General features: G+C 51.6%; 11 protein-coding genes and 2 pseudogenes. 1 reads left to right on the forward strand and 12 read right to left on the reverse strand.

Features of this window, described 5'->3' with window-relative positions; translation table 11 throughout:
- The first annotated feature begins 6 nt into the window (after positions 1 to 6).
- Complete coding sequence (locus GCU48_RS04950) at positions 7 to 1833, forward strand: FTR1 family iron permease (RefSeq protein WP_152382112.1); 1827 nt, start codon at positions 7 to 9, stop codon at positions 1831 to 1833.
- A gap of 109 nt (positions 1834 to 1942) precedes the next feature.
- Here the strand turns inward: GCU48_RS04950 and GCU48_RS04955 are convergent.
- The 12 genes and pseudogenes from GCU48_RS04955 to GCU48_RS05010 all read right to left on the reverse strand — a co-directional run bounded on the left by GCU48_RS04955 (position 1943) and on the right by GCU48_RS05010 (position 14365).
- A pseudogene (locus tag GCU48_RS04955) lies at positions 1943 to 3344 on the reverse strand (type III PLP-dependent enzyme domain-containing protein).
- Between the two features lie 105 nt (positions 3345 to 3449).
- Positions 3450 to 4553, reverse strand: a complete 1104-nt coding sequence (locus GCU48_RS04960; protein WP_152379264.1) for a Gfo/Idh/MocA family protein — start codon at positions 4551 to 4553, stop codon at positions 3450 to 3452.
- On the reverse strand, positions 4550 to 5710 hold the full coding sequence (locus GCU48_RS04965; protein WP_152382113.1) for a UDP-glucuronosyltransferase: 1161 nt from the start codon (positions 5708 to 5710) through the stop codon (positions 4550 to 4552). Before GCU48_RS04965 ends, GCU48_RS04960 begins: the two co-directional genes overlap by 4 nt.
- 53 nt (positions 5711 to 5763) lie before the next feature.
- Positions 5764 to 7299, reverse strand: coding sequence for a hypothetical protein (locus GCU48_RS04970; protein WP_152379265.1), 1536 nt, complete (start codon positions 7297 to 7299; stop codon positions 5764 to 5766).
- Positions 7300 to 7363: 64 nt separating this feature from the next.
- On the reverse strand, positions 7364 to 8176 hold the full coding sequence (locus GCU48_RS04975) for an ABC transporter permease (RefSeq protein WP_152379266.1): 813 nt from the start codon (positions 8174 to 8176) through the stop codon (positions 7364 to 7366).
- A gap of 1 nt (position 8177) precedes the next feature.
- Positions 8178 to 8984 carry an ABC transporter permease gene (locus GCU48_RS04980; protein ID WP_152379267.1) on the reverse strand — a complete coding sequence of 269 codons (807 nt, stop codon included), beginning with the start codon at positions 8982 to 8984 and terminating at the stop codon, positions 8178 to 8180.
- Positions 8974 to 9965, reverse strand: a pseudogene (locus tag GCU48_RS04985) (ABC transporter ATP-binding protein). The gene GCU48_RS04980 and the pseudogene GCU48_RS04985 overlap by 11 nt, the downstream one beginning before the upstream one ends.
- A gap of 57 nt (positions 9966 to 10022) precedes the next feature.
- On the reverse strand, positions 10023 to 11153 hold the full coding sequence (locus tag GCU48_RS04990; protein ID WP_152379268.1) for a hypothetical protein: 1131 nt from the start codon (positions 11151 to 11153) through the stop codon (positions 10023 to 10025).
- Complete coding sequence (locus GCU48_RS04995; RefSeq protein WP_152379269.1) at positions 11146 to 11391, reverse strand: acyl carrier protein; 246 nt, start codon at positions 11389 to 11391, stop codon at positions 11146 to 11148. The genes GCU48_RS04990 and GCU48_RS04995 overlap by 8 nt, the downstream gene beginning before the upstream one ends.
- A gap of 17 nt (positions 11392 to 11408) precedes the next feature.
- Positions 11409 to 12785 carry a preATP grasp domain-containing protein gene (locus GCU48_RS05000; RefSeq protein ID WP_152379270.1) on the reverse strand — a complete coding sequence of 459 codons (1377 nt, stop codon included), beginning with the start codon at positions 12783 to 12785 and terminating at the stop codon, positions 11409 to 11411.
- 50 nt (positions 12786 to 12835) lie between these two features.
- Positions 12836 to 14029 carry a radical SAM/SPASM domain-containing protein gene (locus GCU48_RS05005; protein ID WP_152379271.1) on the reverse strand — a complete coding sequence of 398 codons (1194 nt, stop codon included), beginning with the start codon at positions 14027 to 14029 and terminating at the stop codon, positions 12836 to 12838.
- A gap of 57 nt (positions 14030 to 14086) precedes the next feature.
- Positions 14087 to 14365, reverse strand: a complete 279-nt coding sequence (locus tag GCU48_RS05010; protein WP_152379272.1) for an acyl carrier protein — start codon at positions 14363 to 14365, stop codon at positions 14087 to 14089.
- Positions 14366 to 14702 lie beyond the last annotated feature (337 nt).

Below are 14702 nucleotides of genomic sequence, written 5' to 3' on the forward strand. Positions count from 1 at the left end.
TTTATGATGAAGCGGCGCAATAAAAACTTGGGATGGGTGTTTCTGCTGGCAGCTCTGCTGCTGACAGTGACTCCGTTCATATCCAATTCGGGAGCGGTCGCTTTGGCACAATCAGACGCCAAAGCTGTCTCCAACGATCAACTGATGCCTGTGGTGGGCGGAGCGCTGGTGGAGGCGGGACAAGCCCAATGGATGGAAGCCTCCAAGGATCTTAAACAATTCCGTGCTCTGTGGGAGAATGCCAAAACAAATGGCGGTGATTCAGCCCACATCGCAGCCGTGGATCAAGCACTCACCGACGCGGAGCAGGCGCTTGCCAGTGGCGGCGGAGAGTCAGCAAAAGCTGCACTATCCGTGCTGGCCCGCTCAGTCAATGAGTATGTGACTGCTGCTGAAGGAGATCAATCAGCTCCGGCTGGAGCCACAGCAGCAGAAAAACTGCTGCCTATGGCCAAGGGCAGTCTGGCTGCCATGCAAAAAGGCAACTGGACAGCTGCCCGGCTGGATTACGACCAAATCGTAAAAGCCTGGTACCAGGTGGAAACGCCGATTCGTTCGGACAATTTTCCAGTATACAGTGCGCTGGAAACTAAAATCAGTCTCATTCGCATTTCTATGCAAGCCGAGCCGATTCGTCAAAAGCAGGCTCTTAAGGAAATGCAGGAGCTGACGACCCTGCTATCCGATTATAGTCAGGGCAAATCCGTGAACACAGGACAGGGAGCAGGTGCAGGCAATGCGGCGGCTGGAACGACAAATGGTTCGGCGGCTTCCCTGGCCGATGCAGTCCAATTGCTCGAATCCGCACGACAGGATGCGGTAGCCCGTCAGCCAGCGCCAGCGGCTGACAAAATAGGTCAGTTTATCGCTATGTGGCCTTCTGTGGAAGGACATGTGCAAATTTCCGATCCAGCTTCGTATACTGCGATTGAAAATGAAATGACCGAGGCTTCCGGTCATCTGCTGTCTTCTTCACCAGACACGGCCAAAGCGATCCAGACGATTGATCAAATGCTGGACAGGCTTCGTCCGTTGACGGAAAATCGTTCCTACACCGCCTGGGATGCCGCTCTGATTTTGCTGCGCGAGGGCTTGGAGGCCATTCTCGTGCTTGCAGCTCTGCTGGCGTATGCCAAAAAAAGCGGCGAGGCCGTGGCTGGCCGCTGGATCTGGGCAGGCGCCGGCACGGGACTGGTGCTGAGCGGTGTCCTGGCGGTGCTGTTCACCACGCTGGTGGCGGCTGCCGCCTCAGGCAGCATGCGTGAGCTGCTGGAAGGCGTTACCGGGCTGGTAGCGGTTGTGCTCATGCTGACTGTGGGCAGCTGGCTGCACAGCAAATCCAACGCTGCTGCGTGGAACCGCTTTGTTGAAAACAGCGTCGGCAATGCGCTGGCGCGTGGCAGCCTGTGGTCGCTATTTGCAGTGTCTGCACTCGCGATTTTGCGTGAGGGAGCCGAGACAGCCATCTTTTATATCGGTATGGCTCCAGCCATCGAAACCTCACAATTGCTGATCGGTATTGGTTCAGCAATAGCTATACTGGTCGTCCTGGCATTTGCAATCATTAAATTCAGCGTACGTTTGCCGATTCGCGCCTTTTTCCTGACTGCCACTGTATTGATTTACTATCTCGTATTCCGATTTTTGGGCGAAAGTATTCATTCGCTTCAAGTGGCTGGCAAGCTTTCGGGGCATACTGCCTCCACGCTTCCAACCACTAGCTGGCTCGGAATGTACCCGACTTGGGAAACGTTTGTCCCACAAGTGGCTGTACTGATTTTTATGGTGTGGCAGCTCGTACGTCAGGAAATGCGCAGCTCCAAGCAGCGCTAATCCAATCGACAAAGCTTACAACGTAAAAAAACGCCAAAACACGGGAAGCCGATTTTGTATCGACTCCCCACGGTTTTGGCGTTTTTGCATGCTTATAGCACATCTTTGCTTACAGCACATCCTCGGGCAACGGAATCATACGCTGATGATGCAGCAAATCCGTGCGGTCACCGTGTTCACGAATCACATGTATTTCCCCGCGAAAATCAAGCAGCTCTGCCGGGGTAGCATGTCCCAGAAAATGTACTGGACTATAGCTTAATCCATAAGCTCCCGCGTTTGGAAAGACGATATAGTCGCCCTCCTGAATCGGGGGAAGCTGCGCCTTTTTCACAATACAATCCTCGGGTGTGCAGAGCGGGCCAACAATGCTTACCGTTTCCAGCTCCAGTGATGCTTCTACCGGATGCTCCCCGATCCGACTTGCAGCCTCCCCTGGCAGCTCAACAGCCATGGCCTCCTGAAAAGGAACGTTTCTCTGCTCCATGCGCATGTTAGCTCCCACTTCCTGCACTTCCCGTTCCGTTACTTGCTTGCGCATAATTCGCACCGGGTAGTTGTCCCGAATGCGGCGTCCCCGAAAAGCAGCCGAGGCATAATGATTCATGCCGCCATCAGCCACGACAAATTTCTCTCCCTTGGACTCCTTTGTATATAGTGCCCGGCAAACATACATGCCTGCTTGAGCGACCAAATACCTTCCGCTTTCGATAATCAGCGTAACCCCCGGCATACGGGAGCGGGTCTGCTCCGCGAGTGCGTTTAGTCCGTCGATAACTTGCTCCATATCGAGCGGCTGCTCATGAGCAAAATAAGGAACACCAAACCCGCCGCCCAAATTTACCGTATGCATGGCAACCCCATACCGGGCCTGTACCCGTTCCGCCAACTGCAGCGTATTCGCAAATGAAGCCAGGATCTGATCCGCTTTAAGCATTTGCGTGCCTGTATACACCTGGATACCTTTAAAATAAACATGCGGACAATCCTCCAGCACCTCAAAAAAGTGCTCCAGTTGCCCTTCATCGACACCAAAGGGACGTGGAACACCGCCCATTTTTATCGTCGCCCCCGACAGATCGTTATCGGGATTGATACGAACCGCAGCTCTGACAAACAAGCCCGCCTGGGCCGCAATATCCTCCAGTAGACGCAGCTCCCGCACCGATTCGACATGAATGCAACCAATTCCGCAGGCTACCGCCTCATTCAGCTCGGCTGCCGTTTTTCCCGGTCCGGCGTACAACACGTCTTCCGCTGCATATCCGGCCTCCATCGCGACGAACATTTCCCCGGCCGAAGCGATCTCGGCCCCGCAGCCTAACGAACGCAGCAATCCCGCCAAGGCTACGTTACCGTTAGCCTTAAGTGCGTAATGTACACGCACAGCCGGATGCAACCGGGCCAGTAGCGAGCTGACATGAGCAATACATCGCGTCTCCGTCGTAATAGTAAAATGGTGTCCGGTGCTTACCGAAACGCTCCAGCAAGGCCTTGTCCTTTTCAACCATCTGCTGAATCCCCCCTCTCTTCCCTGTTCTATCCTCAGCATTTTGCATCATTCGGTTCCCAACGCTCCTGAGATTTATGCAAAATACTCATTTATGCAAAAATACTCATCCTGCATAGATCGTCTCACCCGAACGTGCTGCCTCATGAATGGCTGCCAGCAGTCTGACGCGCTCGGCGGCCTCACGGAACGGAATCGGCTCCGCTTCACCCCGGATGATGCTGCAGAAGGCCTCTAACTGATTGACATAATAGTTCATAGGCTCGAAAACGGTTTTCATTTTGGATTGCAACTGATGTGATGGTCCCTCTGTCGATGCATCCGTTGCTGCAATATTCGGCGTGATGTCCCTGCCTATATCCGTCATTTCCGTCTTGAGTGTTATTTTATAAAAGCCCAAATTTGCCCGAAAACAGTCCTGCAAGGTGACCACCGCCGAATCAAAGGTAAATACATGAGCACAGCGGTAAGGCCGCTCAAATGAAAAAAGAGCTGACGCCTCCAAGCCACCCGGATAGTGGGCCTGTGCATGAAATGTCCAGTCACAGCCATGGGGACCATTGAAATCCGATTGACTGCGGAATTCGGCCTGCTCCAATCCCACGACGGCCTGAAGCAGCTGGAGCCAGTACACGCCCAAATCCCAAAAGCATCCCCCACCTTGCTCTGGCCGGGATCTATAATTGTGTACATGCCCATCTTTGGCGGGAATACACAGACTCGTCGCTATGGTGCGTAAACGACCGTAGCAGCCTGATTCCACGATCCTTCGCAGCTCACGCTGCCAAGGGTGATGCTGCACCATGACGCCCTCCAGCAGGTAGGCACTGCTCTGCTCGACAGTCGCAGCCAGGGGAATCAGATCCGCCGTACTCAGGCATAACGGCTTTTCCACCAGCACGTGCTTGTGAGCCTGCAGTGCTTTACCAATCCACTCGGCATGCAGGTCGTTGCTAAGTGCAATGTATACAGCGTCGATGTCCGGGTCCTTTAGCAAATCCTCGGCATGTCGATAGACGACACTGATCCCAAAACGATCCGCCATTTCTCCTGCCTTCGCAACTGTACGATTCGCCAACGCGGTTACACGGGCCCCTGCAACGTGCCCAATCGGCTCCAGCAATGCACGCGGCGCAATGGCGGAACAGCCAATGATTCCAAAGCGGATATCTCTCACCGCAGGTTCGTGTGCAGCGACAGCGACGTTCATGACCCTTGCTCCATTCCCGCTGCGCTTGCCTGCATTTGGATGCTATTCACATACAACTCAACATAGCGCGGCGTCCGGCTGCGCAGCTCCACGATCCTCCGATGCATATCCTCCAGTACATTAGAGCTGCCGCCATAGGTTTCCATCCACGTCTCGTAGCGCATACCTAGTCCCAGACGTTCCCACAGATCCGCATTATGCTTCTCATGCACACCAAACGGCTCCAGCATAATAAGCGGAGTTGCTGTAGCGAACGAATCGGTCAGACTGCCTCCTCCAGGCTTACTGACAATGGCTTGGACATGGCACGCCCGGTCCAGCATGCCATGGTAATCTGGCCCAACCTGATACATCGTCTCCTCACCCGATTTTACCTCTCCGAAAGGGGGAAACGTATGCTCTCCGGCTTCATTTCGCTGCCATGTTCTCCACTGCGGATCCATCCGAAAATAGCGTATACTGTCCCGCTGTTCATCCGGTTGATCCTGATCATACAACAGCAGATCCAGCTCCCAGCCCGCCTCTTCCAGCTGCCCAACCTTGTCACGGTATGTGCCCATGCCCCAGCCGCCGCCATGTACGAATAAGCGGGATTGCCGTGCTTCAAAAGGGATATGCTCTACTGCCGGGATATCAATATAATGGCTGACTCTATTCTTGTCATTTTCAAAAAAAGTCGTTTCTCCACATCCATCAGCAAAACGCGGGTGATGCTTGGCAAGATTTTTCCAGGAAGGAGAAGGTGTCGAATCCATATACACGATATCCACATGCACCGGCTCCGGCTCTCTCCGCCTGCGATACTCCTCTAGTACATATATCCAATGACCGGATAAGCATATAAAATACCGCCGATCCTCCGCCGTCCATTGGTTCAGCAGCACTTCCATCGCAGCGGGGTCCAGTGAATTGCGCATATCCTGCGGAACCTTCTGTGACATTAAGGCTACAGCAAAATTGTCGTGATAAGCTTTGCGGCTCTTGTCGACCTTGAGACGGGCCGATTCCGGCAGCACATTTTCAAATACATGAATCGCCGTATCTACGCCCAGCCTGCGAAGACCCGCCTGCAACAACAAGCCGGGGGTATAAAAGCCCAATCCGAAGCCGGAACACAAAATCGTTACCTTAATAGGCTTATCCATAGGCTGATCCATAAGCTGATCCATAAGCTGATCCATACTCTCACGCATGCTCATACGCCTCCCGTTTAATTCAGCACTGTAAAATGATGCTCCGCCAAAAAACGCTCCAGCTTTGTAGTCAAACGCATTTTTTCTTCATCTCCCGTAGCAACCAGCTCCAAATAAAGACGACCTTTTCCTCGTGCCCGTTCGCTTCCGGCAGCTTCTTTTTTACCACTTAAGTCCGGCTTAGCCATGCCATTCTCTTCCGATCCGCCATAGTCGGCACTCATCCCACTCACGCGAACCTGCTTGGCAGATGATCTGCCCCCGCGCACGGTTGCATTGCTGCTCGGTGTGCTTGTATGGCCTTCAATCCTGTGTTTCCCATCTCGTCCACCTGTGTTCACATATAACGTATTGGCGCCCAGCGGCATTATGCCTTCCTCACGTTCACCTGTGAACAGCAGTCCTTCGCATTTCAATCCTTCCAGCAACGCCTCATAAGACAGACTGCCGTCATGGGACAACGAATAATTCGTCAGCGTGCCACGCATGTTTTTCGCGGCGAGAAAATTATCGAGCTGATGCTTGATCAAACTCATCGACTTGCGGGCGTTAATTTCGATAATGGGCTCCAGCTTCCCGCCACGAAGTGTCATGGAGTCAATGCAAACATCACCGTAATATCCATCCTGATACAGCTGCCGTCCCACGTCCTGCATTAAGCTAAAATAGCCCTCACGCTCCAGCCGTTCCATAAAAGCCCCGTCCGGCGACAAAGATTCCCGATAGGCGAATTGAGTGTTAGCCAGCCATTGCACAGATAAGATATCGACTCTTCCATCATCACCAATCGAAAATTGGCATGAAAAATCCCGCTCTTTTTCCAAAAAAGGCTCCAGAAGGAATAGCACCTGTTTGCCTTTACGCTCCTGTCCACGTAAATACGATACAATCCGGTCCAGCATTTGCGTCGAAGTAATGTGCAGATTTCCTTTGCCCGATACGCCAAAATCATCCTTGATTAAAAAGCTTCCATCCCGCAGCAGCTTACGCCCCGCCTCAGCTACATCCGCAAACGAAGTCACGATATGGCCCGGGTTACGCAGACCGAGACTGCGTTTTAGATCAGAGGAATAGGTTTTGGCATTTACCTTGCGAATCGTCTCCAGCGGTGGCTGATGCAATGTGATTCCCCAGGCACGGGCAGCCTCCTCCACATACGGCAAACCCGCAAACGGACTCAGCACACAGCCCTCCAGCTGAGGGAAATCCTCGCCGCTATCGGCCTTGCGGCTGCCCAGCAGCTCAAAAACGGAAGCCGCCGACACGTTGCCACCGGCTTGCTCCATTCCGTCCGTCAAATCCCGTTCGTTGACAGCCGGATGAAAGCCCAACTCGGCGATATATTGACGATGCACGGGTGACATCGCATAACGGGTCAATAACGCGTCCCCTGGCTGGCAAAAGCTGAACAGCAGTTCATCCATCGCCGCTACAATCGCTGAAGAAGCCCGGTCAGGCAGGGCAGGCAGGGAAGCCAACCGGGTATCCCGCCAGTATGCCTCCGCTTCGAACGTTCCCATATACAAATGACGCTGGCTCGGTATCGCATTCATGTCATTCGCTTCCTTTCTTGCTTCGTTATTAGCCTACTATGACTAGCCTACTGAGACGGTAGCGCTACTGACTTGCACTCGTATAATCACGCAGCGCAAACTGCCATATCAAACGAATGATCGCCAGCAGCCAGAGAGGTGCGAGAAATGCCCATACAATCAAACCGGTATCCATTTTGCCGAGAATAAACATGGGCGGAAAGTTACAAATGACAAACACCGGAAGCACAAACAAACCGATACGCTGAATCAGATTGCTATACACGGCCATCGGCACATAGTTGGTCTCGAAAATGCTGTTGGACAGCTCCGTTACGCCGTTCGTACGGATAATCCAAAAGGCCAGCAATTGTGGCAGCAAAAACACGGAATAGGCCGTAAGCACCCCGCATCCGAGCAGCACAGCGAAGCCTCCCACGGTTTCCAAATCAAATGGCAAACCAAGCCGATACCAGCCGATGCCCGTCATAATTCCACCACCCACTACATTCGACACAGTGTAGCCCAGCTCAAATTGACGCAGCGTCACCATAAATTGCAGCGACACCGGCTTGGTGATAAGCACGTCCAGTGAGCCGGTACGGATTTTGTCAGGCAGACTTGTAAAATTACTGTAGAACAAGCCACTGTAAAACCCGCTCATCATCGTAAATACGCCGATATATAGCAGCACCGCATCGGGAGTCCAGCCGTTAATATCCGTCCCGGCCCGGTATGGAACCGAAGCGTACAGCAGCTTGATGAGCAAATAAGCCGTTTCAACCAGAAACGCAGTAATAAAATTTATGCGGTATTCCATCTGTGACATGACGGAAAACTGGATGAATTTCCAGTACAGCCTGAGGTAACGTCCAACGTTTCGGAAAACATTTTTCATGTTAGCCTCCCACCGAGACAAAGCGTTTGAGCCCAGCCTGCCACACCCAGCGCGATACCGCCGCCAGCACTGCAATCCAGAGCCATTGCACACCAATGCCTTTAGCAGCTTCCAGCACAGTCAGCTTACCTGTTAGCGCGTTCACGGGAAAAAATACGGTGTAGCTAAACGGTAGCAAGCTGAACAGACGGGCCAAAGCATCTCCAAAAATCGTCAGCGGGAATACGGTACCGCTAGCTACATAAATGACAAGCGACAGCGTGTAAAATAATCCTGCCGATTCCGTCACCCAAAAGGCTATGCCGCTCAGCGCGTAATAGACCACAAAATTGAGCACAAGCGCTCCCGGCAACGCCAATATGTAAAGCAGAATATACGACAGCCTGAAGCTGATATGTCCGTCCAGACTGAGACATAACAGCAAAATAGCCGCCGCCAGCAGCACGACTGCGGATTGTACCGCTTTGCCACCGATAAATCGGGAAAAACGGTAAGCAAAATAATGCACAGGCTGCACCATGAACTTGGCCAATCCGCCTTCCTTGATATCTGTAGCAATTTCATATTCAAAGCCTGTGGCGATCAGTTTTCCAGTCACGCCCGCCATGACTACATAGACCAGCATTTCCGGCAGCGAATAGCCCAGCACTCTTGCCTGTCCCGAAGAGCCGAATACCGCAAGCCAGAGAAAAATTTGCGTCATGATCGGCAGCATAAACCCCGCCATCTGGAGCCAATAATTGGCCCGGTATTCCATTTCGTTTTGCATGCCAAGCTGGAGTACCTTTACATATTTGTTATTTCGCATCAGCCAGCCTGCCCCCATCATACAAATTGGCTATCCCCTCTTCCAGCGGGACATCCTCAATCGTAAAATCAACGACAGGCAGTGCATCCAAAATCTTTTTGGACCAGGTCAAAGTATCTTCTGCATCCAGCTCAAATATCGCCTCCAGCTCCGAATTAGAGCGCAGCTTGCCGAGTCCCGTCAACGTCAGATTAGGTACGGGGGTCTCCAGTCGAACTTTGAGCAATTTACGAGCACCGATGACCTCATTCACCTTGTGCAAATCTCCGTCATAAACCAACTGGCCACCGCTAATGATGATGGATCTCCTGCATAAATCCTCAATATCCTTCATGTAATGGCTTGTCAGCAGGATGGTCGTCCGGTGCGCGCGGTTATAGGCTTTAAAAAACTCACGAATCCGCCGCTGAGAAACAAGATCCAGTCCGATCGTCGGCTCGTCCAGTAAAATAACCCGTGGACGGTGCAGCAGAGCGGCGATCAGCTCCATTTTCATACGTTCACCGAGAGATAGCCGCCGCACCTGTACATGAAGCTGCTCCTCTACACCAAGCAGGGTGACCAGCTCGTCCAACGCCTCCTTATAACGCCTTTCATCTATTTCGTAAATAAGCTTGTTCAGCTCGAATGACTCACTGGCAGGCAGATCCCACCAGAGTTGGTTTTTCTGTCCCATCACGATGGAAAACTGACGTCTAAACTCTTTTTGGCGCTTCCACGGAGTAAAACCGAGTACCGATGCTTCCCGTCGCTGGGGTGGAGAATGCCGGACAGCATTTTGAGCGTCGTTGTTTTGCCCGCCCCGTTCGGACCGAGAAACCCGACAATTTCACCTTCCTCAATGCTGAAGCTGGTATCTTGCACAGCCTTCTTGGTCAGCTTTTCCCGCCTGAACAGGTTTTGTAACGATTTGCGCACGCCCGGCTCCTTTTTGTAGTACGTAAACGTTTTCGACAATTGATGCAATGTAATGGACGGCAATGAATTCCCCTCCTCTTCCGACTGGCCCAAACGATTTAACCGAACGATCGACCTGAGCTAATCGGCTGCTTGCTCCGCCAGAACCATCAATTCCTCCAGCATATGCCGCTGTCTTTCAATCAGACTCAGCGCGCGTTCCGTAATCTCAGGCATCCGCTGCTTGCACAGTTGGAGACCTGTTTTGTAAATATGCAGATTGAGCTTGTGCCAATCCGCATACAACGACTGCGCCAATTCAATCACATGCTGTACTTGAGGTCCCAGCGTGTCTTGATGCAGCAGGCAATAATCAGCCGTGTAATCCGTCAAATGAAGGGCACTGCCCAATCGCAGATTGTAATAGATTTCATGGCAGTACGTCCGAAAATCCTGGTCCTCCATGTCGGCCAGCAGGCGGAAGTCGTCAACAAATGTCCGGTAACCCGCATCCCCCCGCTTGACCTGCTTACCTGTCAGGGCCTTTCCGGCCTGATTTCCCGACTCATCAGGCGAAGGCACACCTCTCCAGACAGCTTCGTGCCCGGTCACATACTGACGAATATGGTATGCACACGCAGCATGCAGCTCGCCTGGCGAAAGCCGGGCAGGCTCCTCTACCAGCCATGCATACTCAATAATCCCTTGCATCAAATCATCGAGACGGGCCGGTCCCACGTAAGTCATAGCCTGTCCCGAGGAATCCAGCAGGAAGCTGTCATTGACCTGTGCCGTTCGCTCCCCCAGGTCCAAGCCGCACAGCTCAATCACATGACCCCTTGGGTAATTTTTCACATATACATCGTGATAGGTTAAGGCGGTGCTCGACGTATGCAGCATCGTACCATAACCTGAGGTGAGCACCCGCAGCAGATCGGTTTCATCACTTACGCCAGCAATCCACGGCTCCACCCGAATCACAGGTCCGCCACTAGCCGCCATTTCTTGCAGCTGTTCCGGGTATTTCTCAGGTCCGAAGCGCTTCAAATCTCCGCTATACTCCGCGCACATACTCCCACACAGCATGAACAGCTCGGACTCCGCCATGTTCACCCCATAGCGCCGCAATGAAGTGCGCAGAGAAGAATATACACAATGTTTCCCCGGAAGAGCGTTGGCTTCTTCTGCAACAGCGTGGTCAACAATGGAATCAGGACGACTATCTAAGCCAGATTCCTGCACAGGTCTGGTCTTCTCAGCGCCCTTATGCATATTTGCCCAGCAAACGTTCAATGCCTTGCAGTGTAGATAGGTGCTCCAGCACGAGATCGTCGTCCTCCATCGTAATGTCAAGCTCATTTTCCAACTCTACAATCAATTCAACAGCGGACAGAGAATTCAGCCCCAAAGCTCGCAGGTCCTGATCAGGAGCCAACTGTTCAAGCTCGCCCGGAGCCAGCTTTAATACTTTTTCCAGCAAGGGTACTACATGGTATACATCTGTTTTCATCTTGAATTCCTCCCGAATTATGAGCATCCCAATCCAGCGATAATCCCTTCCAACTTGTGCGCATATGCTTCTGCTTCCTGCCAGCTGTCTGCCAAAATAAGTGTGAATATTCGGTTCACATATCCCCGTTTTACAGGAATACCGGATAGCGTACCCGCCGTATAAACGAACACTCCTTGAGGACGTTCCGGTGTATAAAGCAATCCTTCCTCCGCGAGTAAGTCGCACAAGCGGCTGTAGGTAAGGGGTGCGGCGGTAACGTTGCGATAGTAACGGGACAATGTTTTATGCTGCTCTCCCAAGACAGAGGACAGGAACGAGATATACGTAGACAGGGTAAACCTGCCGTTAATCTCGATCACCGGAACCAGCAGTCCGCCTTCATCCACAAAACCGTCAATGGAGGCCATACCTGTATATCCGATGGAATACAGATAGGTTCCCAGCTGACAGGCGCAGCGTCTCACTTCTTCCTCCAGTGCAACGCCAATTTCAGCCGGAACTTGAGACCCGATATATACAGTCCCGTCCACGTTTTGCTTTTTTAGCGAAAACATCGTCACACCGCCGCTCTCGTCGATACAGAGCTGATAGTTGAGATCCATCTGCTTGTTGTGCCAGCGCTCCACCAGCCAACCGCCGGAGGATGGCGACGAGCCGCCGAAGCGCCTCATCACACTCAGCAGCGTGTCCAGCTTGGACAGCTCGTCCAGCATATACATGCCTTGTCCCGAAGCGCCGTGCGGCTGCTTGATAATCAGCTTCACAGGTCCGTCCGCCAATTCAGCCAGTCTGACACACTCCCTGCGGATCGCCGCTTCGTCTTCACATACAGCCCCTTCACTGACAGCAAAACCAAGCTTTTGCGCGGTCAGGCGACTGAATATTTTATCATTCACCCGAGCGCTGACCGAGGACGGAGCGCCGATCAGCTTCAGCCCGCAGCACTCCGCAATCGCTTCCTCCTGCGGTGTGACCGCATACGGAACGAGCCACGCTTTGGCTCCACCGCCGCTGTGGCCTGCTTCCGCAACCGCGCGCAGTCGTGCCAAAAGCGCCTTGTCCGCCAGCACCAGCTCCGAAATCGGCGTTAGTGGGTCAGAAGGCTCCGGCACCTCAATACGCGGCAGGCTAAAGCCCAATCGCTGAAGCATGTCCAGAAAAGCCTCATCCGGCTTTTCGCGAAGTACAATGATATCCTGACTTCGGCACAGCAGGAGATTCATTTCCTCCATCCGGTTTACGACCTGCTGTTCATCCTTGTCCACCATCCCCCCCTTGCGGAGAGACGGATGCCATACCTGCTCTGCGCCAATATTGAACAGCCAAATCAGTACACCATGATCTCGTTCATGAGCAAGCGCTTCCACGAGATTTATCGTTTTAGTCGTCACGTCCTGTCATCCCTCTCTTCCATTCCGTAACAAACAACATTCATAGGACACTAGATATATTTCAAAGAGCCGGCTCCGTGCAGGTATAAAACGCTGCATTTGGAGCATACAGGCGTTAAGCCCTCGTGATTAATCTTTTGACGGGTTTTCTCATACGCATCCGATTTCCATATCTCCTCCAGACTGTGCTCACGCAAGCTTCCAATCGTGAACTCACTGAAAAATTTGCAAGGCATAACCTTTCCATCCGGCAAAATATCCGTTCTGGAGGTGAGTGCCAGGCATTGATTGGAACAACGGCTGACCATTTCCTCGCCATGTATAAATTTATCAATCTCCTCATAGTCCAAACCGGGCTGATAGCGCACACGAATGTTCCATACCCGTTCATTGATCCGCTGCAGCTCCTGCATCAGAGGGTCGATGTTATCCGGGTTGATTTTATATTTGAAAGCATGCCAGCTGCTAATATTATTTTCCTCAAGCTGTCGGAGCCAGGAGAAATTGCGTGTAAAATATTCAACCATTTTGAGGGAGGTTTCTTTGGAAATGTACCAGGGGAACGTCAGCAGCACCAGATCCAGCCGTTTGTCCTCCAGCATTTGCAGAAATTCGTACATCCGTCCGATCATGTTATCGTTAATGACCGCATGGACGGTTACCCGCCCTTTGTACAATCCCTGGTCACGCAGTTCAATCAGCTTATCCATCTGCCGCATCGTTTTTTGAAAGGTGCCTTTACCGCGAATCAGATCGTGTTCTCTTTCAAAACCTTCAATCGCTATTAATAGTTCCAGATTTTCAGATAAATCCAAAATCCGGTCCAAATATTTGTCAATGAGTAGTCCGTTCGTACAAAACGTCATTTCGCGCCGGTCTTCCGCCAGCACGTCCAAAATTTCATCAAAGCGCCGGTGAAACATCGGTTCACCGCCCCACATGTATAAACGGGACTTGGCTTCCTTGGTCTCGCTCAAAATTTGCCGAAGCATGTCCGGGGCAAGATCCATGTTTTGCTCTTCTTTATCCATTTGATGATGATAGCCTTCCTCGTTCCATTCAAAGCAGTGAGTACATCTCAGGTTGCAGCGGTTGGTCAGCTTAATGCCGATCGTCTGGGGCATGTCCGTTTTGAAGGCAGGGTTCTGGGTTGCGTTACGATAAGACACGGAAGCGTTTTTCAGGTTACGCTTGATGAGCTTGAACGCCTTCTCATCAATCAGCACATTGCTTTTGGGCTGCATGCTAACACCTCGTGTAATGGATTTTCAGGCAGAGTGTACCTAAGCCAAAGCCGCCTCTCAGACCGTCTTTATTCCCTCCGGGTGCGGTACTTGTTCCGCTTCGCTGATCCCCTGTATATAGCTGCAAAAGGCATCTACCGAGCACAGATGTTCCAGCTCAAAGGAATCAAAATCAATTTCCACATCAAACGCATCCTCTACTTGCAGCATGAAATGAACCAACTGCAACGAATCCAGTCCTGCATCATGAATAATATCTGAATGTCCATCCAGCTTACCGACCAGTTCAGGATCTTCCTTGACCGCGCTGATCATTTCAATCACTCGGCTTTGCATAGCAACTCCTCCTTGTGGATGAGATTCTGTTTGTTCTGCCCAACGATATCCTTTGCAAGCTCTTAGAAATATTCCTTCACTGGAACTTTATTCAATTATACTCCTCCAATGAAGAGACAAGTCAATAGGTTGTTTTGTAAATAAAACTCGCAATATGTAAATTAATGTGTGATCATTTCCACAAATTTTGCAGCCTATTTTTATGTGAAATACAGCAAATATTCTCTTCACTTCTCTTGCAGGAACGACATAATTATTTTACAATATACACGAAAATATTTTTCTTTATTTCATTTTATATAACGATACTTTTTTTCATAAAAACATTATACAGCTA

The organism is Paenibacillus brasilensis (assembly GCF_009363115.1).
GTDB classification, from domain to species: Bacteria; Bacillota; Bacilli; order Paenibacillales; family Paenibacillaceae; genus Paenibacillus; species Paenibacillus brasilensis.

Coding starts and splice junctions, on each gene's coding strand:
- GCU48_RS04950 (WP_152382112.1), top strand. CDS start 7: ATGAAGCGGCGCAATAAAAACTTGGGATGGGTGTTTCTGCTGGCAGCT.
- GCU48_RS04960 (WP_152379264.1), bottom strand. CDS start 4,553: ATGAACGTCGCTGTCGCTGCACACGAACCTGCGGTGAGAGATATCCGC.
- GCU48_RS04965 (WP_152382113.1), bottom strand. CDS start 5,710: ATGGATCAGCCTATGGATAAGCCTATTAAGGTAACGATTTTGTGTTCC.
- GCU48_RS04970 (WP_152379265.1), bottom strand. CDS start 7,299: ATGAATGCGATACCGAGCCAGCGTCATTTGTATATGGGAACGTTCGAA.
- GCU48_RS04975 (WP_152379266.1), bottom strand. CDS start 8,176: ATGAAAAATGTTTTCCGAAACGTTGGACGTTACCTCAGGCTGTACTGG.
- GCU48_RS04980 (WP_152379267.1), bottom strand. CDS start 8,984: ATGCGAAATAACAAATATGTAAAGGTACTCCAGCTTGGCATGCAAAAC.
- GCU48_RS04990 (WP_152379268.1), bottom strand. CDS start 11,153: ATGCATAAGGGCGCTGAGAAGACCAGACCTGTGCAGGAATCTGGCTTA.
- GCU48_RS04995 (WP_152379269.1), bottom strand. CDS start 11,391: ATGAAAACAGATGTATACCATGTAGTACCCTTGCTGGAAAAAGTATTA.
- GCU48_RS05005 (WP_152379271.1), bottom strand. CDS start 14,029: ATGCAGCCCAAAAGCAATGTGCTGATTGATGAGAAGGCGTTCAAGCTC.
- GCU48_RS05010 (WP_152379272.1), bottom strand. CDS start 14,365: ATGCAAAGCCGAGTGATTGAAATGATCAGCGCGGTCAAGGAAGATCCT.